17 protein-coding genes are annotated in these 20,780 nt (G+C 44.6%); 9 read left to right on the plus strand and 8 right to left on the minus strand.

What is annotated here, in order from left to right; all coding sequences use genetic code 11:
- Window positions 1-62: 62 nt before the first annotated feature.
- Both ACYX4W_RS05855 and ACYX4W_RS05860 read right to left on the minus strand, forming a co-directional pair.
- Entirely contained in the window at window positions 63-2,171 is a 2,109-nt protein-coding gene (locus tag ACYX4W_RS05855) for a S9 family peptidase (RefSeq protein WP_476074954.1), read from the minus strand.
- Between the two features lie 310 nt (window positions 2,172-2,481).
- Window positions 2,482-2,814: an Mpo1-like protein gene (locus ACYX4W_RS05860; RefSeq protein WP_476074955.1), complete on the minus strand. Its 333-nt coding sequence runs from the start codon at window positions 2,812-2,814 to the stop codon at window positions 2,482-2,484.
- 250 nt (window positions 2,815-3,064) lie between these two features.
- Here ACYX4W_RS05860 and trxA point away from each other — a divergent pair, with 250 nt between their 5' ends.
- On the plus strand, window positions 3,065-3,934 hold the full coding sequence (trxA, locus tag ACYX4W_RS05865; RefSeq protein ID WP_461853283.1) for a thioredoxin: 870 nt from the start codon (window positions 3,065-3,067) through the stop codon (window positions 3,932-3,934).
- Between the two features lie 58 nt (window positions 3,935-3,992).
- Here the strand turns inward: trxA and ACYX4W_RS05870 are convergent, their stop codons facing one another.
- Window positions 3,993-4,412 (minus strand): hypothetical protein, encoded by a 420-nt coding sequence (locus ACYX4W_RS05870; RefSeq protein WP_474853440.1) that lies wholly within the window; start codon window positions 4,410-4,412, stop codon window positions 3,993-3,995.
- 264 nt (window positions 4,413-4,676) lie between these two features.
- On the opposite strand from ACYX4W_RS05870, the gene ACYX4W_RS05875 reads away from it, so the two are divergent.
- The 5 genes from ACYX4W_RS05875 to ACYX4W_RS05895 all read left to right on the plus strand — a co-directional run bounded on the left by ACYX4W_RS05875 (window position 4,677) and on the right by ACYX4W_RS05895 (window position 9,913).
- Entirely contained in the window at window positions 4,677-5,855 is a 1,179-nt protein-coding gene (locus tag ACYX4W_RS05875) for an aminotransferase class V-fold PLP-dependent enzyme (RefSeq protein WP_476074956.1), read from the plus strand.
- 145 nt (window positions 5,856-6,000) lie between these two features.
- The gene (locus tag ACYX4W_RS05880; protein WP_071816877.1) at window positions 6,001-6,183 is read left to right on the plus strand and encodes a DUF2065 domain-containing protein; all 183 of its coding nucleotides are present in this window, start codon (window positions 6,001-6,003) and stop codon (window positions 6,181-6,183) included.
- 282 nt (window positions 6,184-6,465) lie between these two features.
- Complete coding sequence (locus ACYX4W_RS05885; protein ID WP_476074957.1) at window positions 6,466-7,764, plus strand: adenylosuccinate synthase; 1,299 nt, start codon at window positions 6,466-6,468, stop codon at window positions 7,762-7,764.
- Window positions 7,765-8,078: 314 nt separating this feature from the next.
- Window positions 8,079-9,485 carry an aldehyde dehydrogenase family protein gene (locus tag ACYX4W_RS05890; RefSeq protein WP_476074958.1) on the plus strand — a complete coding sequence of 469 codons (1,407 nt, stop codon included), beginning with the start codon at window positions 8,079-8,081 and terminating at the stop codon, window positions 9,483-9,485.
- An 11-nt stretch (window positions 9,486-9,496) separates the two neighbouring features.
- A complete protein-coding gene (locus ACYX4W_RS05895; protein WP_061439302.1) occupies window positions 9,497-9,913 on the plus strand; it encodes a VOC family protein in 417 nt (138 codons plus the stop codon).
- A 52-nt stretch (window positions 9,914-9,965) separates the two neighbouring features.
- Here ACYX4W_RS05895 and ACYX4W_RS05900 read toward each other — a convergent pair whose 3' ends face one another.
- The gene (locus ACYX4W_RS05900; RefSeq protein WP_476074959.1) at window positions 9,966-10,673 is read right to left on the minus strand and encodes a PepSY domain-containing protein; all 708 of its coding nucleotides are present in this window, start codon (window positions 10,671-10,673) and stop codon (window positions 9,966-9,968) included.
- A 77-nt stretch (window positions 10,674-10,750) separates the two neighbouring features.
- Here ACYX4W_RS05900 and ACYX4W_RS05905 point away from each other — a divergent pair, with 77 nt between their 5' ends.
- Window positions 10,751-11,221, plus strand: coding sequence for a LabA-like NYN domain-containing protein (locus ACYX4W_RS05905; protein ID WP_476074960.1), 471 nt, complete (start codon window positions 10,751-10,753; stop codon window positions 11,219-11,221).
- 98 nt (window positions 11,222-11,319) lie between these two features.
- Here the strand turns inward: ACYX4W_RS05905 and ggt are convergent, their stop codons facing one another.
- Together ggt and ACYX4W_RS05915 are read right to left on the minus strand one after the other, a co-directional pair.
- Window positions 11,320-13,038, minus strand: coding sequence for a gamma-glutamyltransferase (gene ggt, locus ACYX4W_RS05910; protein ID WP_476074961.1), 1,719 nt, complete (start codon window positions 13,036-13,038; stop codon window positions 11,320-11,322).
- A gap of 76 nt (window positions 13,039-13,114) precedes the next feature.
- Window positions 13,115-14,491, minus strand: coding sequence for a Na+/H+ antiporter NhaC family protein (locus ACYX4W_RS05915; RefSeq protein ID WP_476074962.1), 1,377 nt, complete (start codon window positions 14,489-14,491; stop codon window positions 13,115-13,117).
- A gap of 220 nt (window positions 14,492-14,711) precedes the next feature.
- On the opposite strand from ACYX4W_RS05915, the gene ACYX4W_RS05920 reads away from it, so the two are divergent.
- Entirely contained in the window at window positions 14,712-16,796 is a 2,085-nt protein-coding gene (locus tag ACYX4W_RS05920; RefSeq protein ID WP_476074963.1) for a glycoside hydrolase family 3 N-terminal domain-containing protein, read from the plus strand.
- A 92-nt stretch (window positions 16,797-16,888) separates the two neighbouring features.
- Window positions 16,889-17,959: a mechanosensitive ion channel family protein gene (locus ACYX4W_RS05925; protein ID WP_476074964.1), complete on the plus strand. Its 1,071-nt coding sequence runs from the start codon at window positions 16,889-16,891 to the stop codon at window positions 17,957-17,959.
- Between the two features lie 146 nt (window positions 17,960-18,105).
- Here the strand turns inward: ACYX4W_RS05925 and ACYX4W_RS05930 are convergent, their stop codons facing one another.
- Both ACYX4W_RS05930 and murQ read right to left on the minus strand, forming a co-directional pair.
- On the minus strand, window positions 18,106-19,572 hold the full coding sequence (locus tag ACYX4W_RS05930) for an exo-beta-N-acetylmuramidase NamZ family protein (protein ID WP_476074965.1): 1,467 nt from the start codon (window positions 19,570-19,572) through the stop codon (window positions 18,106-18,108).
- Window positions 19,573-19,640: 68 nt separating this feature from the next.
- On the minus strand, window positions 19,641-20,636 hold the full coding sequence (gene murQ, locus ACYX4W_RS05935) for an N-acetylmuramic acid 6-phosphate etherase (RefSeq protein WP_476074966.1): 996 nt from the start codon (window positions 20,634-20,636) through the stop codon (window positions 19,641-19,643).
- Between the last annotated feature and the right edge of the window lie 144 nt (window positions 20,637-20,780).

Below are 20,780 nucleotides of genomic sequence, written 5' to 3' on the forward strand. Positions count from 1 at the left end.
GCGCCATTTCATTCACTGAAGGGCGCCTTTTTTCTTAAAAAGAACTGTGGGTTTAAAACGATTTATTCGCTGTCGTTGTCTTTCTTGTAGCGTTCAAACCACGCCAAAATATTCCCCACTTTTTGAATTAATCGCGAAGGGCGGCTTGCTATACCGTGTGACGCGCCTGGAATTCGTACCATAGCCGCATCCACACCTTGCAGTTTCAACGCTTGATAGTATTGCTCGGTCTCACTGATGGGAGTGCGGTGATCGGCTTCGCCCGTTAGCAGCATGGTTGGCGTAACCACGTTGCCCACTAAGCTCAAAGGACTGCGTTGCCAGAGTTTATCGGCAATATTCCACGGCATATCAGCCATCCAATATTGGCTAAAATAGGGATACGCATCGGCGGTCAAGGAAAAGCTCATCCAATTAATAACCGGCTTTGCCACAACGGCTGCACTAAAGCGATCAGTTTTACCAATGGACCAGGCGGTAAGTGTACCGCCGCCTGAGCCGCCAGTAATAAACAAATTCTCTGAATCTACATAGCCTTGGCCAACAACCGCGTCTACCACGTCCATCAAGTCGTTGTAGTCTTCTGACGGATAGTTATGGTGGATCAAATTACCAAAGTCTTCACCGTAAGAGCTACTGCCCCTTGGGTTAGCCCATACCACGACATAACCTTGCGCGGCCATTAGCTGAATTTCCATAGCAAAATGAGGGCCGTAGGCAGCATGAGGACCGCCGTGAATTTCTAGTATCAGCGGGTATTTTTTGCTGCTATCGAATCCTGGGGGCAATGCAATCCATGCGTCGATAGGTAACTCGTCAACACTTGATACGACGGAAAGGTCTTGCACCTCTGCCAAGGTCTTATGGCCAAGTGCGTCGTTATTTAAATCGGTAAGCTGTGTGTCGTCTTTACCTTTTCTGTAAAGCGCCAAGTCACCAGGCCTAGTGCGGCTGGCAGTGGTATAAACGATGTCACCTTTGTCACTAACGGCAAAGTCGCCCGACGTGTAAGGGCGTCCAAAGGCCTGACCGCCAACACTCACGTCGATAGTTTTTACATCACCTTTAAGGTTCACCGTAGCAAGCTTAGTCTCCCCATGATCAAGGTAAGAGAAAACTAATCCGCGACTGTCTTTACGCCACGTGAACTTACCTAAGCTTCTATCTAGCGAAGTTGTTAAGCGGGTAATATCACCACTTTTAAGTTCTAGTACAACGAGGTCACCGTTTTGATATGAAAGCTTTCTGTCGTTAAGTTGAGTAAACGCAAGGTACTTACCGTCGGGGCTTAAGGTTGGCCTTCCTTCAGGCCCCTCCATATCGGTAACTTGTTCAACTGCCGCTGTGCTTACGTTTACTTTGTAGATATCGCCAGACAATGGGTGTAGCGCATAGTCTTCTCGCTGCGGTGTGGCGAAATAAATCCAGTCATTGTTTCTAGAAAAGGCAAGGGTACCGCCGCTTGGAAATTTCCCGGTTGTTAACTGTCGCGGCGTGCCGCCTTCGACAGGCAAAACAAAAATCTGGTCGAAGCCTTCACGCAAGTAGCCTCTGCCGTCACCTCTATATTTTACCGCATCAATATAGGTGCCTTGGTCAGCCCACTTTGCTCCTTTTGGCTTGCTCGGCATTCCTGTAAACAGTGGCTTTTGCTTTTCTTCGGTAAACTGCGTAAAGGCTAAAGTTTTGCTGTCATGAGACCAGGTTAACTGGCGAGGTGTCTCGCTGGTATTGGTTAAACGCACTGACTGCATAGTGTCTAAGTAATAAAGATGGATTTGTGCGCGGCCGTTGACCGCTTTTGTATACGCCACCATTTTACCGTTGGGCGACAAGGTAGCCTGTGACAAGTTTTCGTCTACTCCAATAAACGGGCGATGTTCACCGGATTTAATGTTTATCTGCCACAATCGGCTTTGTCTTCCGTCAGTCATGATATCCATGCTTTGACGAGAATAAATAACTGTTTCTTTATCAAGGAATTGAGGGTTTGTGACAAATTCCAAGTTAAAGGTGTCTTCGTACGTTAGCGCATTTACGCTACCTGAATCAGATTGAGAGTTTTGTAATGCACTGGCTTGGCTCATGCCTAAAACCAACAGTGATAATGCTGTCGAGGTAGCTAATAAACCTTGTTGTATAGGGCGAAGGGGGAAACGAGACACAAACATGTTTGTTCCTTTTGTTATTCTTTTTGCGTTAAGCGCGATAGGCGGCGTTTTTCAAAATAATGTGTTCGCAGTCGTGCTCTTAACGTTAATGCTAGGGTTAATTTAGTAAACTGCGAACCTTATTCTCAACCATATCGCTTTCGTTTCCATTATGTAAAGGGTGTGCGGTGAAGGGTGTGGATTGTCCGTTAAAAATGCGAATTGCTGCATGTATCGCGGCATATTACGCAATGTATAACAACGGGGGGCGCTAACAGCGGGTGTTATCGTTATTACCGCACCGGTAGCCCTTGTGTAACTTTCATGAGCCTTAATCGCCTTTAAGACTAATTTTGCCCACCAGAATATCTTTAAACATAACCCAATCGCCCATCAAACTATAAAGGGGGTGTTTAAATGTAGCGGGGCGATTTTTCTCAAAAAAGAAATGTCCTACCCACGCAAAGCCGTAACCTACTAGCGGTATAAACCACAGTAGCGACCAGCTCGCCATATATATTGCCAGCGCTATAACGCTAAGTACTAGCCAAGAGCCGATAAAATGAAGCGTGCGGCATGTGCCGTCTTTATGCTCATTTAAATAAAATGGGTAAAACTCTTTGAACGAAGCAAACTGAGTGTCTGTGCTGGTTTGTATAGTCATAAAACCTTCTTAGCCAAATCTTATAGAAATTAGGTGGCTTAATAATAAAGTATCTCAACAGAAAAATTTTACACCACATTAACATTCCTTGAAGGTAGAGATTGTCGTGAAAGCGACAAAGGCGAAATGACCGCTTTTACAAAAAAAGTATCTCGCTCATCCTAAAGCTAAAGATAACTCCCCTTAGCCTTGTAATTTTACAGCGCCTGCCCCATATTCCTCTCAATACAAGAAATTAAAGGCCTGCGTTATGGAAAATCTCGTTGCAAATAGCCAAGCAACCATCGTGGATATTACGGTAGAAAACTTTCAGCAAATTATTGTAGAAGCATCACAAGAAAAACTGGTGCTTATCGATTTCTGGGCTGACTGGTGCGAACCTTGTAAAGACCTAATGCCCATACTAGAAAAGCTGGCAGGTGAATACAGCCAGCATTTGATTTTGGCCAAAGTAGACTGCGAAGCACAGCAAGAAGTGGCTGCTCAGTTTGGTATTAGAAGCCTACCAACGGTAATGGTGGTGCAAAATGGTCAGCCCGTCGATGGCTTTGCAGGTGTACAACCTGAGCAGCAAATTCGTGAAATGCTGGATAAATATTTGCCAAACCCAGAAGATGATCTACTTGCCACTGCAGGCAAGGCGATCCAACAAGGGGATTACGCAGAAGCACTGCCAGCGGCAAAAGAAGCCTTAACGCTTAACCCTGATAACGTAAACGCGAAGTATATGCTTATTGATTGCTACGTTGAGACGGGCTCTATCGATGCAGCTAAAGCTTTGCTTGAAGAGATTAAGCTGGTAGATCAAGACTCTCGCTATAAGAGTTTGGCGGGCAAAATTGAACTTGCAGAACAAGCGGCGGATACGCCTGAAATACGCCAGCTTCAAGCGGCAGTAGAGGCGAACCCTGATGACCTGCAGCTTAAGGTTGACCTAGCTGTACAGTTGCAGCAAGCGAACAAAGCACAAGATGCACTAGAGCTTCTTTATACTGTATTAAAGAAAGAACTTGGCTTTGGCGATGCCAGAAAGTTAATGATGGATATGATGAACGCACTCGCTGACGGCGATCCGCTTAAGTCAGAGTATCGTCGTAAAGTCTATAGCTTGTTGTATTAAGACTATTCGGGTTTTAGCGTTCACCGTAACGCTAAAACCATCGCCTTGGGCTAGAAAACTAGCAAATAGGTGAAAACCCTTCTTTATGCAGCCAGTTAAGTGCCTCGAAGTATTTTTCAAAATACTCCCGTTCATAGTTGCTCGTTTCAAAATCACGTTGGTTTGATGGATGGGTGCGTTCCAGCTGAGCACGCTTGACCATTCCGCTATCTAGCACATACGCTGAGCGACTAAGCCCTTTCGAAATATTCACCTTTATTGCATCTGCTAAACGGGTCTGACATTCCGGCGTAGATAATACCCAACGGCGTCCGTCCATTAAGGCTGCCCAAGGCTTATTGTCGAACCTATCAATAAGCGCATGCATTTCCTCTATAAAAAATTCTGTTGTTTTAAGGTTCCACGCTCCGGTAGCAAACACTTCAAGAACGTTACCTGAGACATCCAATGAATAATTTCCGTATTTAGGGAAACGCATAAAGTACCTTTAATGTGTGTCTGCGTGGAACAGATGGAGCTTGCTAACTAGACTTACAAAACCAGCTCACCTCTATAGGGTATAGCAGAGTTTTTTAGTTTTGCAGTGGGCGTATGTATATAAGAAATAACATTAAGCGCAACGATTTGGGCAAAACTATTTACACCTATTTTGTAAATAAATGTTTTGCTGTAGGCGCAGGTTCATGCGAAGTATGCTGAAGTTTGATAGGGTTTAAGCGGTTTTTATTTTAGGCAATAAAGCATGGCATATCAGCAGTTTTATACAGGATTTCTCAACGCTAACAAAGGTAAACAGCATTATGCGTGTCACAGCCATTATTTTTGGCCAGACTGTACGCGCGAGGCAATGCTTGATTATTGGGATGACAGCGCTAAATACGTAGACGAAAAGTGGGGGTATTTTTTCCAAACTTTAGTACCGGAACTGCAGCAGCGTATTAGCAAAATACTGAATACTGGCGCGCCTCAGCAAATCGTTTTTGCGCCAAATACTCATGAATTGCTTTATCGTATTATGAGCTGCATAGATAATGTTGCCCCTTATAAAGTGGTGTCGACAGACAGCGAGTTTCACAGTTTTCAGCGCCAAGCGAGTAGACTAGAAGAACAGGGGGCAATAGAACTAATTACCGTACCTACCAAGCCTTATCATACTTTTGCTTCACGCTTTAAGGCGGCTATTGCTGAACACAATCCTGAGCTAGTTTTCTTTAGTCAGGTCTTTTTCAATTCTGGTTATGTGGTAAACGACGTTTCAGATATTGTATATAGTGTGACTAACGACAGTACCCTCGTAGTAGTTGATGGCTACCACGGCTTTATGTCAAAGCCTACTGACCTTGCCGATATTGCTCATCGTATTTTTTATCTTTCAGGTAGTTACAAATACGCACAGGCGGGAGAGGGGGCGTGCTTTGCTCACGTACCGTTGGGCTGTAAGCTAAGACCCACGTATACCGGCTGGTTTGCCGAATTTGGCGAGTTAGACAAACCCCGCGAGACGGGCGGTAAAAATGACGTTCAATATAGTTTAGATGGTATGCGCTTTGCCGGTGCCACTATGGATTTTACGGCGCTCTACAGGTTAAGAGCTGTACTTCGCATGTTTGAAGAAAATAGTTTAGATGTTGCCGCGATAAATGATTACGTAATGCGCATGCAGCGAACATTTTTAAAAAAGCTTGCTGGTTGCAATCATCCGTTACTCAATGAAAAGCACTTAGCCGTTAACAATGAAATGAATCGGGGGCATTTCCTTACCTTTGAATTAGATAATGCGGATGTGACAAAAGCCCTTGCTTCAAAGCTTAAAGCACATCATATTCTTACTGACTTCAGAGGTAACCGGTTACGCTTTGGTTTTGGCCTATACCATACACCCGAATACATTGATTTACGCGCGCTTTCGGAAATACCTTAAAAGGTGTTAGTTCGTTACAGGAAAGGCGGCACACAATGTCGCGAAAAATGTGGCGAACTCATTAACAGCGCAGTTATCAACGACATGCTCATTGAAAGCATGCTCTTTAAGAGCACAGTACTTTCACGGCTTTAAGGATAAATTTATGGAGTGGCTATTACCCGCTTTCGCTTTGGTACTTATAATCGAGGGAATAGGACCGCTGCTTTTTCCGAATAAATGGCGTAATTATTTGCTTCAAATTAGTCAGCAACCGAGTAATCAATTGCGTCAAATTGGCGGTACCCTTGTGATAATTGGCGCGCTACTGCTTTTTTATTTCAGTTAATGTTGGAAGAAGCTTTTTTCTGAGCTGCGCAGTTCAAGGTTGACCGCCTGTTCAGGTTTTGCGCTAGCTAAACTTTAGAATGCTATAAAAATTAGCGCTTTAGGAAATATGTTTTATAAAAAAATAAGCCAAGCCTTATTTTAAAAAGCCGCCGGCGACGGTTGGGCATCTTTATGTTTTCAAAAATAAAAATCAAATAGTCGTATTTTTGTTCGAAAAAGAGATGATCCTTGCCCTAGAATTTTGTAGAATCCCCGCCTAATTTTCTTACACATATGATTCATGGCAAAGAACGTTGTGGTACTCGGCACTCAATGGGGTGACGAGGGTAAAGGCAAGGTCGTAGACCTACTCACTGATCGCGCAAAATATGTTGTTCGCTACCAAGGCGGGCACAATGCAGGTCACACTCTAGTAATCGACGGTGAAAAAACCGTACTTCACTTAATCCCATCAGGCATCCTACGCAATAATGTTACCTGTATTATTGGTAACGGTGTTGTGCTTAGCCCTGACGCACTAATGAAAGAAATGACTATGCTTGAAGAGCGTGGCGTTCCAGTGCGCGAGCGCTTAAAGATTAGTGAAGCTTGTCCGCTTATTCTTCCTTATCACATTGCACTAGACGTAGCGCGCGAAAAAGCCCGCGGCGCAAAAGCAATTGGTACAACTGGTCGTGGTATCGGTCCTGCTTATGAAGATAAGGTAGCTCGTCGCGGTTTACGCGTAGGCGACTTATTCAACGCCGAAGACTTCGCTGCAAAGCTGAAAGAAGTGCTAGATGTGCATAACTTCACACTTACGCAATACTATGGCGAAGAAGCAGTAGACTTTGATGAAACCTTGAAAGGTGCAATGGAAGTTGCTGACATTCTTAAAGCAATGGTCGTTGATGTAACTGACGAACTAGACAAGGCACACAATGCTGGCTCGCCTATTATGTTTGAAGGTGCCCAAGGCACACTTCTAGACATCGACCACGGCACGTATCCTTATGTTACGTCGTCAAACACTACCGTTGGTGGTGTCGCAACGGGTGCTGGCTTTGGCCCACTTAAGCTAGATTACGTATTGGGTATCGTAAAAGCATACACCACGCGTGTAGGCTCAGGCCCTTTCCCTACTGAGCTAGATTGTGAAGTTGGTCAACACTTAGGTGTTAAAGGCCACGAGTTTGGTGCAACTACAGGGCGTAAGCGCCGTACTGGTTGGTTCGACGCAGTTGCAATGAAGCGCGCAGTACAAATTAACTCTATTACCGGGTTCTGCTTAACGAAGCTTGACGTACTAGACGGTCTTGAAAGCCTTCAAATTTGTGTTGGCTACAAAGATGCAGACGGTAATGTGAAAGACGTTCCACCTATGGCCGCTGACGGTTACGAAAAAGTAACGCCAGTATATGAAGAAATGCCAGGTTGGACAGACAACACCTTTGGTGTAACTGAGTTTGAAGCCCTTCCACAAGCGGCGAAAAACTACATTAAGCGTCTTGAAGAGCTAACAGGTGTGCCGGTTGATATCGTGTCAACAGGACCTGACAGAAACGAAACTATCGTTTTGCGCAGCCCTTACGACGCGTAATAGCGCTACATTAAATACGTTTAAAAGCCCGGTGTTTACTGGGCTTTTTTGTTGCTAACAAACTTTACCTCTTTTTCACTTGCCTCTATCACGCCTCATTTTTCTGCGCCTGCATTTCACGCATATAAAATCTACTTGTACCCTCTAATATGTAGTCGCATTAAACATTAATTAACAATTTAGTTGCGTTGTCTTAGAACATCCCTATTAATATAAGATAGTATCAGTTAATTATTACGCTGCTTTACCCGTCAACAATACCAAAGAGAGTCATCGAATTGTTGCAGTGGGTGTTATGCTATCGGAGCCTTCTTATGCCAAATAGACCTTCTCTTCACGCAGTGGAAACTGGCGTGTGTTTCGTTGACGTCGTTCACAAGCTTAACGACAGTTTCGATACTGGGAAAACTCAGTCTCTGGAGTGGCGTAAAAGCCAGTTAAAGGCATTAGAAACTTTACTGAAAGACAACCAGCACGACATTTTGCAGGCCCTTAAAAATGACCTAGGCAAATGTAAAACCGAAGCCATGGTCGCTGAACAAGGGTTTCTGCTTTCTGATATTAAGCATACGCTTAAGCATTTGGACAAATGGGCAAAACCGCGCAAAGTATCTACGCCTATGGTGGCGTGGCCAGGTAAGAGCTTTCGCAAGCCAGAGCCGCTTGGCACCGTGCTTATTATCGGAGCGTGGAATTACCCGCTTCAGTTACTACTAGCTCCTTACATTGCTGCCATCGCAGCGGGCAACTGTGCGGTATTGAAACCCTCTGAATTGGCTGAAGAAACATCGTCGCTGGTGGCTAAGCTTATCCCTCAATATATGGATAATTCATGCGTTGCAGTAATAGAAGGCGGTAAAGACGAAGCGACAGCGCTGCTTGCCTGCAAGTGGGACCACATTTTCTACACTGGCGGGGAAGTGGTGGGCAAAATTGTCATGAGCGCCGCGGCCAAACATTTAACGCCTGTAACCCTTGAACTTGGCGGTAAAAGCCCTTGTTTTGTTGATAAAAACACAAACCTTGCTGTCACCGCACGTCGTTTAGTGTGGGGTAAATGGATGAATGCGGGCCAAACCTGTATTGCCCCTGACTATGTCATTGTAGAAAAGGGCTTTGAGCAAAAGCTTATCGAAGCTGTTAAAGAAGAGCTGAAAAAGCAATACGGCAAAGCGCCTTTATCGTCACGAGATTACGGCAATATAGTCAATCATCGACACTTAAAGCGTCTTGAAAGTTACCTCGAAAACGTCAATGTGGTGTATGGCGGCGAGCTAGATGAATCTCGTCCAGCAATGGCGCCCACCCTTGTACTAGAGCCATCGCTAGATAGCCCGCTAATGAAAGAAGAGATCTTTGGCCCGATTTTACCTATCATCACTGTCGACAACATGGAGGCGGGCATTAAGTTTGTGAACAGCAGGCCTAAGCCACTTGCCCTTTATGCATTTAGTGATAAGGACGATGTGCTTGATAATATTATCAGCAAAACCAGCTCAGGCAGTGTGTGTACTAACGACACTATGCTGTTTATGACTAATCCTGAGTTGCCGTTTGGTGGCGTAGGAAATAGCGGCATGGGTAACTATCATGGCCAAGCAGGTTTTGATACATTCAGTCATAGCAAAACGGTAATGAAACGTTCATTCGCCCTCGACGTGTTCTTTCGTTATGCGCCGTTTTCTAAGTTTAAGTTATCGTTACTTAAGAAGTTTTTATAACAGGAGTTTTCATGGTTCAACCTTTTCACCTTGCCATTCCGGTCACTAATTTAACCGACGCAGAAGCGTTCTACGGTGAATTGTTGGGCTGTGAAAAGGGCCGCAGTGACACCCAGTGGATAGATTGGAACTTCTTCGGCCATCAGTTAGTAACGCACTGCGTAGAGGCCATGCCGTCGCCGCCTGCTTATAACGGGGTAGACGATCATGCCGTGCCGGTGCCGCACTTTGGCGTTGTGCTAACCATGGACGATTGGCAAGCTCTAGCAAGTAAATTAGAGGCTGCCAATACCGAGTTTGTTATCGCACCTTATATTCGCTTTAAAGGAAAGCCCGGCGAACAAGCCACTATGTTTTTTAAAGACCCTTTCGGCAACGCGTTAGAGTTCAAAGCGTTCGCAGATATTTCTCAGCTTTTCGCTTCATAATAATTGGTGTCAGCTGCTCTTTGCTCTACATCAAAGAGAAACTGATACTCGGCTAGCGCTTCTTCTTTTTCGGTTTGAAGCGCTTATATAAAAGCGCAACGCCGGTAAGGGTGAATAAAAAAGCACTGCCAGAAAAAGCAATTAACCAAGGCGTGTTAAAGTTGCTTCTGTCCTTGTAATCCATTATGTGCAGCATCCACATAAAATCAAATAGCCGCCAGGTGTCGGTACGTACGCGCGAGACGCTGCCCGTGTTCGGGTCGATATAAAACCGAGTATTGAGCTCGTCGTTAAAACTGACCTGCCATAAAGGGGCTGACAAGTTTTGTACTTCTTGCGGTAGCTTATCTAAACGCTGTGCCTCGAGAATGTCACCATCACCTGCGTATTGCTTTGTAGCTGCTTTTCGCACAGCACTTTCTTGTAGTGCGTTTAACCGTTCACCTGTTAAGGCGCTATAGCGATAAGCATTATCGCCATCCACGACATAATAAACAGGGATAGCATCGAGCGAAGATTGTGAGGTATTGACGCGATAGGTAAGAGAAAGTGACGCTGAGCTATTGTGCTCACTTAATATATCTGAAGGGGAGATCGCAGCCTTGTGCCACGACGTAGTGACGGCGTGTTTTAAGTGGTTGCCTCTTACTTCATCTATGGGTAACCAGGCCATAACCAAGCCGCTTAAAAACCATAGGCCTATTTGTACAAATAGTATTAAGCCCAGGTAGTTGTGCGCCTTGCGCATAAATTTCATCATCAGGTTTTTTGGTTTTATTATCAAAAGGCTATAACATCAGAAAACAATAACCGAGTAAATCGATAAAGAGAGTGGTTTTGAATAAAGCATTAGTGCTGGTAGACGTACAAAATGTGTATTACACCTGCCGTCAGGCGTACAAACGTAACTTTAATTACAACCAGTTTTGGCGTGAACTTACCTACAATTTAGACATAACACATGCTTTTGCATATGCCATAGACAGGGGAGACAGCAAGCAGCGAGAATTTCAGAACATTCTTCGTGCTATTGGGTTTGAAGTAAAGTTAAAGCCTTTCATTCAACGCGCCGACGGCTCGGCAAAAGGCGATTGGGATGTGGGTTTAACAGTAGATGCACTTGAACACGCCGACGATGTTGATGAGATCATTCTGGTGTCGGGCGACGGCGATTTCGATATTCTTGTAAACGCCCTTAAAGCAAAAGGGAAAACCGTAACGGTGTACGGCGTTCCCGCATTAACGGCTGAAAGTATTCAAAAAGTGGCGTCTAAGTACGTGCCTATCGACACCACGCTGTTGCTGTAGTTATTAGTTTTAACCTTGCTTGATGCCGAAATCTTAAGGCTGAGCCGATACGGCTCGCCTATAGATTTAAGTTCATGACTACAAGCTAATGAGGTGTGCTAATACGGTTGTACTAGGCTTTTACCCCGGCCGCTTTTCTCAGACGCGGCTTCCACACCCTCTTTAGTACGTTTAATTAAATGCACATCACCAAATCGACGGTTATCAATGGTATAGCCCATGGCTTTAAGCTCATTCACAGTTGCCTCTGTAAATCCGTCGTGCATACGAATAGTGTCTTTTGGCAGTAGTTGGTGATGGAAACGTGGTGAATTCACGGCTTCTTCGGCACTCATGTCGTAAAGTAGGGCATTCAAAAGTGATTGAGCAACTGACGAGATGATAGTGGTGCCGCCCGGCGAACCTGTTACCAGAACCACTTGGTCATTTTTAGTGACCAGCGTTGGCGTCATAGAAGACAGCATGCGCTTGTAAGGTTCAATAGCATTTGCCTCACCACCCACTGCGCCAAAGAAGTTAGGCACGCCAGGCTTAGCGCTAAAATCGTCCATTTCATCATTCAACAAAAAGCCAGCACCAGTCACAACAACACCGCTACCGAAAGTAAGGTTGATGGTCGTTGTATTAGCAACAGCGTTACCCCATCTGTCCATAATAGAGAAGTGTGTTGTATCTTCGCTTTCTTTTAAACCCGGCTTCACGCTTGGCGTATCAGAAATGCTGTCAGGCTGAATATCTGCTGCGCGTTCGATAATGTAGTTAGCGTCAGTGAGCGCTTTTACCGGAACACTAACAAAGTCAGGATCGCCCATATATTCAGCGCGATCGGCAAACACACGCTTGCCTATTTCAGACATAACGTGAATATATTCAGTGCTGTTTTGCGCAGGCAAATCGTGGTTTGCATCATAGGCTTCTAGCATGCCAATCCATTGCGCTACGGCAACACCACCCGAACTTGGAGGAGGTGCGGTCACCAGCTCATAACCTTGCCAGTTTAGGTGAAGAGGTTTGCGCCACACGGCTTTGTAAGCTTGCAAATCTTCGTAGGTAATAAGGCCGCCATTTTGCTGCATAAAATCAACAATATGTTTTGCTACATCGCCTTTATAAAAGCCGTCTTTGCCCTGCTGCTGGATAGCTTTAAGTGTTTTTGCTAGCTCAGGCTGCTTAAAAGTAGCGCCCGCTTTTGCATCTGCAAAGTATTCACTGAAATTGTTGTCGATGCCTTTTTCTTGGGTGCGCGAAATATAACGGGCAATGTTATTTGCTAATTTTTCATGCACCACAAAGCCCTGTTCAGCCAAATCAACGGCTGGTGCGAGTAGGCGCTCCCAATCCAATGTGCCGTATTTTTTATGCGCGGCCCACATACCTGCAACGGTACCAGGAATGCCAGACGCTTTAGCCCCAAACAAAGACTCATACGGTTTTACATCACCTTGCTCGTCAAGATACATATCGCGGTGAGCTTTTTCAGGCGCCATTTCACGGTAATCAAGAAAGTCGGTACTATCTTCAAACTTTATTGTCATAAAGCCACCGCCGCCAACGTTACCCGCCTCTGGCAATGTTACGGCTAAAACAAACTGAGCAGTAATAGCCGCATCAATAGCGTTGCCGCCTTCCTTAAGTACCTGCATCGCAGCATCGGCGCTATAGCTGTCAGGCATGGCAACGGCCGGCTGACTTAAGCCTACGGCATTTTCTCCAACAGTATTAACAGTGTCGTTTGGCGAATGTGAACATGCTGCCACTACTGAAATAAATGCCACTATCATCGAGATAAACCCGATGTTTGCTATCCGTCTTTTCATTTAAAAACTCCTTGCTACAGATATTGCTAACACCTTGATATTAGCAATCGGCTACCAACAAACGTTAGTCACGTGTTTAGCCAAGCATGACTAAGCTTGCTACAAAATAGGCAATAAGCGTAAGTGCGCCGGCAAATAATGCATAAGGGAACTGGGTTTTAACGTGCGTTAATACGTCAGTACCCGCAGCTAGCGAAGATACGGCTGTGGTATCGGAAATAGGCGAACAGTGATCGCCAAATATACCGCCACCCAATATAGCGCCAATAACCAAAGAAGGAGGCAACCCTAAACTCTGAATTAGTGGTACACCAATAGGTATAAGGATGGCGAACGTACCCCACGACGTGCCTGTGGTAAACGACATGATCCCGCCGGCAATAAACAACATGGGAACAATAAGCACCATTGGAAGGTATTCGCCCACTATTCCTGCCACAAATACGCCTGTTCCTAGCACCTTAAGGCTATTGCCTAAGGTTAATGAAAGTAACACTATGGTAACTAGGGGGAGTAGTTCACCCATCCCTTTAAAACCGATATCTACCGCTTCTTTATGAGTAAAACGTTTATGGACGAGAAGCAGACCGTAGGCAATAGCAGTGGCAAGAGCCGTAGCATAAAGAACTGATTTACTGCCGCTGCCTTCAGACAAAACGCCGTTACCTGTCCAGAACATGAAGCCAACCATACTCAATACCATCACAAGCAGCGGCACCAGCATAAATCGCGCTTTAGTGGCAGGCTCAGTCGTGTGATTTACCTCAACATGAGACAGTGCTTTTTCTTCTTCAGCCATAGGGCCGTGCACTTTATCAGCCGAAATTGTATAAGCCACAATAAGTAAGGTGAAAATAGCGTAAAAGTTAAAAAATACGCTGCCCCATAAAATGGAAGCTGACGAAGCGGGTAGTTCGTAGGCATCGAGTAGGCTGAGTATAAAAGCGCCCCAGCCGTTTAATAAAATCAAAATACAAACTGGCGCGCTGGTGGAATCAATGATGTAAGCTAAACGTGCGCGGCTCATGTTGAAACGATCAAACAACCCTCGGGCGAATATACCAGCAGTAAGCACGCTCAAGTTCGATTCTATGAATACGGCAATACCAGTGAACATAGTCAAACTACCCACTTGCTTACGACTTTTTGCTACGCCCTTGTTGACAAGAAAGTTAACGGTTGCCGTTACGCCACCAGAATCACGAATAAAAGCCAGTAATGCGCCTACTAGAACAGAGAAAATAAGCACCCGCGTGTTACCTGGACTAGCAGCCGTATCAACCACACGCTCTATGGCATTAATAGGGGCCATGTAGCTAGTTGCGATATCAGCATTGACCAAAATTAAGGCTTCAGCAGACAGTACGGCCAGCGCCAATGCTAAGATAACTTCTTTTTTCCAAAAAACGACGGCAATAGCCACAAGAGGGGGGATGACTGACATCCAATCCATACTTCTTTCCAAACTTAAATTTATGTGTGCTTAGGACCTGCTGCTTTAGATTGTTTTCTTAAATTCAGCGTGTCCTACAGGTATGTCTTTTCACGTCACATATTATATAAACTAACGCGTAAGAGAAGGAGTGAATACAGTTCAAAGTTGGCGAACATGCTTCTCTCATTTATGCTAGCGTACCGTATTGTGCTCTGTGTTACCAAGGATTAGATAAACATTGTTATTCCAGCAAGTTATTTGTAAAAAGCGTGCTTCTGTATTGGGCTTAAGCCATTTTCTTTCAGGCATTTTAGTTTTATTTAGTGTCGGCATTTTTGCTGCTAGCGCAACGGCAAACTCATTAAGCGTCGACGCATCTACCCCAAGAGCTACCAATACTGACTTACCCTCAATCAGCGCTAACAAAATCACAGCTAAAAAGGCTGGCGATGACGGGGCTAGCGAGGAATTGACTAGCGCGAAAACGATTAGTGCCGAAGCTGTCAGTGCAGTAAGGAACATGCTTGGGCAAAAGATCATTTTAGATTTTCGCTATTTCTGTGAAGACGGTACGCCATCATCGCGCTGCCGTACGCCTATGACCGAAATTCCTCCTTCGCTTTTAAGTGTGCTCAGTACACACAATATAGGTGGCGTTATTTTGTTTTCAGAAAACATTCAAAATGCCGATCAGTTAATTACGCTCAATTACACCATGCAGCAGCATATGGTAAAAGCAGGTCGCCAGCCGCTATTTATTGCTGTCGACCAAGAAGGAGGGAGAGTAGCGAGACTGCCTTCAGATATGCTTTCGCCGTTTGCAGGTAACATGGCTATCGGTGCTACCTTTCATCAGCGGGGCCATGCCTTTGCCCGAAGCGTAGCATCGCATATAGGGCAAACGCTGTTACCTTTAGGGGTTAATACTAATTTTGCGCCGTCGGTGGATGTAAATAGTGAGCCAAAGAACCCCGTTATAAACGTACGCAGTTTTTCTGAAAAACCAGAGCAGGTGGCGGCACTCGGACAAGCGTTTGTAAGTGCAATGCAAAGTACGGGAGTCTTGGCTGCTATTAAACACTTTCCAGGTCACGGTGATACCCATGTGGACAGCCACAGTAGCTTACCGCAAGTCACCCATACCAAAGCTCAGGCTATGGCGGGGGATATTCTTCCTTTTGCTAATATCATAAACAGTGCAACCCCGCCTGCAATGGTTATGAGCGCACACATTCAATATCCGTCGTTAGATGATACTGAAATCGCAGACAAGAATGGCAAGCTGCAAATTGTTCCCGCTACCTTGTCGAAAAAGATACTGACCGACATGCTTCGCAAACAGCTAGGGTATAAAGGTTTGGTCGTTACAGATGCGTTAGATATGGCTGGTATTACACAGTTCTTCTCGCACGAAGAAGCACTCGTTCGCGCATTCAGTGCCGGTGCGGATATTGCGCTCATGCCTTTCACCATAAGAAATAGAAAGGATATCAACGCATTTTCAAAGCTTTTAGATAATGTGGCAGTAAGACTTGTAAATAAGTCATTAGACTCATTTTCAGAAAGCGCTTTCTTGGTGTCTTCCTATAATCGTATTCTTAAAGTAAAACAACACTTTAATTTAGAAAGCTTTGTTTCCAAGCCTGTATCTTGGTGGCTTAATGAAGCAAAAGAAAACGCATCGATTAATAGTCCTAACAGTCTAAAAAACAAAGGAATTCAAATTGAGAAAGCGCTTTCTGGGGCTTCGGTTTCGGTGCTGTTTGGAAAGGGGAAACTTCCGGTAACATCAACGCGTTGGCTTGCGCTAATGCCTGATGCCGCAAGGTGTTTAGCCTTTGAAAGTGCACTGATACGAGCAAGTTCAAAGAGTACTAATAAGCCCCTAGAATTTGCTTGTTTACCCTTGACGGCATTGCCAAAAAAACAGCTTGCTATGATGCTTTTAAAACAGGCAGAAGTGCTAGTGGTGGGTAATATTAGTCCGCTTCACGCGAACTATGAGTTAGGTGGGCTTGATCTACCTGAACATGTGAAGCAGCGCGCAAGTGAAACTGATGTGATGACATTTAGCAAAATGATGATGACTGCTGCGAAAACACAGAACAAAACCGTGGTTTTTGCTCCCCTACGTATGCCGTATGAAGCAAATGACCTTAAAAATGCGGCAGACATCGCTATTGCGACATTTAGTTATGCAATAAGCATAGACAGTCAAGGTGATAGGGACGGTAACAAAGTTACCAGCTATAGTCTGAACGCACTGGCTGATGTTTTAGTTGGTAATTCAGTTGCTGAAGGCCGTGCACCAGTTTCGTTATAGTAACTTATACTATACCTAAAAGCGTCAGTTTGACCGACAATGTGAAAGGCTAGTTTAAAGGTGCTTCTTTAGACAGCCTTAAAGGAAAACATGTGATTACAGAAAACTTATCAGGTACTACGCGAGCATCACTAATGGACTCTGTGTTAAGTGCGTTCGTTACATTTGTTCCTTTACTTGTTGCTATAGCACTGGTTGTAAGTACACTCATTACTCTACATTACCTTTTGCTTGCTAAACAAAGCCACCTTACCAGCGAACAGAAACTGCCTCGTCAAGTTGGCATGTTAGTACTTACTATTATTGGGGCGGTTGTTATAGCAATGACTCTTCCAGTAAGTGAAAGTACGCGAAATCAAGTTATAGCACTTATCGGTGTACTCATTTCTGGTGTCATTGCATTTTCATCTACCACAATGGTGGGTAATTTGATGGCAGGAATAGTACTTCGGGTAAACCGCCCCTTTAGGGTTGGTGACTTCATAAAAGTAGAAGGCTATAGCGGGCGCGTTACTGAAATGGGGTTGCTTGATGTTGAAATTCAGACGGAGAGCAGAGAACTAATTGCTTTCGCCAACACGCTTATGGTGAATTCGCCTGTTTCGGTCACGCGTGCTTCTGGTGCAATTGTTAGCGTGGATATTAGCTTAGGCTATGATATTCACCACAGCGTTATTGAAAAGCATCTACTTGCTGCTGCTGAAAATGCAAAGCTGGCAGAGCCTTTTGTACAGGTCATGGGGCTAGGCGATTTCTCTGTAAGCTATCGTATTTCCGGGTTACTAACCGAAGTAAAGAGCTTGCTGAGCGCTCGCTCAAGGCTGCATAAAGCTGTACTTGATGCCTTGCACAATTCTGATATTGAAATTGTTTCGCCTAGTTTCATGAACCAGCGTCCTCAGGCCGATGGTTTGAAAATGATTGCTAAATCGCCCAGCCAAACCACCAAAGAAGAAGCGTCTCCAGAAGACGTGATTTTTGACAAGGCTGAAGAGGCGGAGCAGAAAGAAAAGAATAAAGAAATGCTGATGCAGACCATTGCCGATATTGATGCAAAAATCGCAGAGGCTGAAAGTGAAAATAGAGATGAGCTAAAGCAACAAAAAGCCACAGCAGAAGCTAGACTTGCAACACTAGTAAAAACTAAAACAGAGGAAGGTTAGTTTTTACTAACTTTTTTTAGGCTTATGATATAAGCCCTAAAAGCTGAGTAAGTGTTTACTTTCACCTTTAGTCATCCAAAGGTTAATAGCAGTTCCTCTCCATTTTGTCTTTCTACCAGTTCGTTAAATTGGCAAGCCTACATGAGTTATTCTTGACGTCGTTCGGTGTCTTCATAAAGTAGATATGGCTTTCTTTTTTCTCTGAACGTGTTCAAACTTTTTTGCCAGCTTTGGCGAATCTCAGCAGATGTTTTCCCGGTTTGGATTTGTATTCTTAGCGCATCAGTACCCGCTAATTTATCGAAAAACTGTGGGCGGGTGAAAAATGTTTCTGTAGAAATTCCACTGGCGGTGGCATTTCGGTTGTATTCAGAAAAGCGAGAATAGGCATCAATCAAGGTTTCTATTTCTAATCCACTAATTGGTGAACCTTCTCGATTCTGCAACTTAAGGCTTGAGTTTTCCAAGTCCATATATTCAGCGTCGATAAGATCTGCGCGGGTAAATACGTGTGCATTTAGTAAGGTGTTTTCATGTTTAGGGTGAGGCGCTGCACTATTTGCTTTTACCATTATTTGAGATTCACCAAATGCAATATTAGGGTGACCAATAAGCTGAAATGGAAAATCAGTACCACGGCCAATGCTAACATCGGTTCCCTCGAAAAAGCATAGCGTGGGGTATAGCTGGATAGATAAATCGTTTGGTAAGTTAGGGCTAGGTGCCACCGGCAGGGAATAATGCGCAGTGCGTTTATAATCTTCTACCGGCACTACGGTAAGTTTTGCTTGGTTGTAGTTAGTTGCCTCAATATCTAACCAGCGCTCTCCAACGATCATTTGAGCAAGTTCACCTAATGTCATGCCGTGCAAAACGGGAATAGGGTGCATGCCAATAAACGATGAAAATGCGGGCTTTAGCACTGGGCCGTCGACATATCGGCCATTAGGGTTTGGTCTATCTAGCACCACAACCTGAATGCCTTGGGCAAAAGCGGCTTCCATTACATAGTGCAACGTACTTAAGTATGTGTAAAAACGTACGCCTACATCCTGAATATCGAAAACAATTACGTCGGTATTTTCCAGCATAGCCGTCGTGGGCTTTTTAGTTGCCCCGTAAAGCGAATGAATAGGTAAACCTGTTTTAGCATCAATATCGCTATTTACCTTTTCACCTGCGCCTTTATCCCCTCTAAATCCGTGCTCGGGTGACATAATGCTTACTAGGTCAATGTTACGTTGCAATAGGGCATCTACCAAATGCTGATAGGGTTGGTTTTCTTTTATCGGTCCTGAATGCCCAGTTATCTGGTTATTTCTAACCAAATCATTTCTAACTAAAGAGCTTTGGTTCACTACCAAACTAACTCGCTTACCTTCTAACAAAGGGAGGTATTTTGAATAGCGTTCAGCACCTACAGCAAGTTGATTGGCGTTTAAGTCTTCATTAACCAGCCCACTTTGTTTTGCTTTTAAACTGTCACTATCAGTTGTATATACATGTGTAGATAAGCTGTTTTGCGCACATGAGGTCAAGAAGGAAAAACTGACCAGCAAGATAAAGGCGACAATTAATGCGCTCTTTGTATAACGTGTAATATTTGTGCTCATAGTGACTAAACCGAACCCCCTTATTGCAGTGCCTTATTGCAATCTCTTATTGCAGAGAAGCACCTTAGCTATTTACTTTCTTCAACGGCTTTACGTAAGTAGCCATCGTTAGCACACAGCTGTGCGGCTGCCTGCTCTGCGGTTTGCCCTGTTAGTACCATTAAAATGGCGACCTTCGCTTTGTTGTTGCATGCACTAAGTGCTGCTAAAGCGGCATCTTCACTACAGTCGGTAGCCTGCATAACAATGCGAAGGGCACGAGCTTTTAGTTTTTCGTTAGTAGCATTCACATCTACCATCAAATTTTGGTAGGTTTTTCCCAGCTTAATCATAGCGCTGGTGCTAATCATATTAAGTATAAGCTTTTGTGCCGTACCCGACTTCATACGTGTGCTGCCGGTAAGTGCTTCAGGACCGACAACGGGGCATATGGCCGCGTCAGCATTTTCAAAAATAGCAGCGTTAGGGCTACAAGCAATAGCGCCGGTAAAGCAGCCAAGGGAATGGGCATATTCCAATGCTCCACTTACATAGGGTGTGCGACCGCTAACTGATAGACCTATAACTGTATCGTTCTGCGTTAGTGATAAACTTTCAAGGTCAGTTCGACCTGCATTAAAATCGTCCTCTGCGCCTTCAACCGCGTGCTGAACGGCTTTCTCTCCGCCGGCTATGACACCTACAACCATTTCATCGGGTACACTAAAGGTAGGGCGACACTCAACAGCGTCTAGTATGCCTAATCTGCCGCTGGTCCCAGCACCAATATAAATAAGCCTTCCGCCGTTTTTAATGCTAATAGTTGCGGCATCAACCGCTTTTGCTATTTGGGGTATTTGAAGTGCTACCGCGTTTGCGACTTTAGCATCCTCGTTGTTAAGGCGGGTAAGAATGCCTTGGGTACTTAACGTGTCTATATCCAAGGTATTGGGATTTCTGCCTTCTGAGACAACTTTATTCAGTGATTTAGCTAATTCGTTCACGGTGGGAGCATTATCTGCCGCGTTGTTTTTAATACGGCTGTTTGCGGGCGAATCTGAAGTAGAAGGGTTGTGCGAAGACATGATAAACCTTGAAGCGACGAAATGATTATAATAAGCGAGCGCAAAGCATAACGGTATTTTAAACCATAAGAAACCTTGCGTTAGACAGTCGGTTTTTCAATATTAATCCTGCGCCCTCAATGCACTTCTCGTGGTACACTTCGG

It is taken from the genome of Alteromonas sp. ABH4_454, assembly GCF_056311775.1.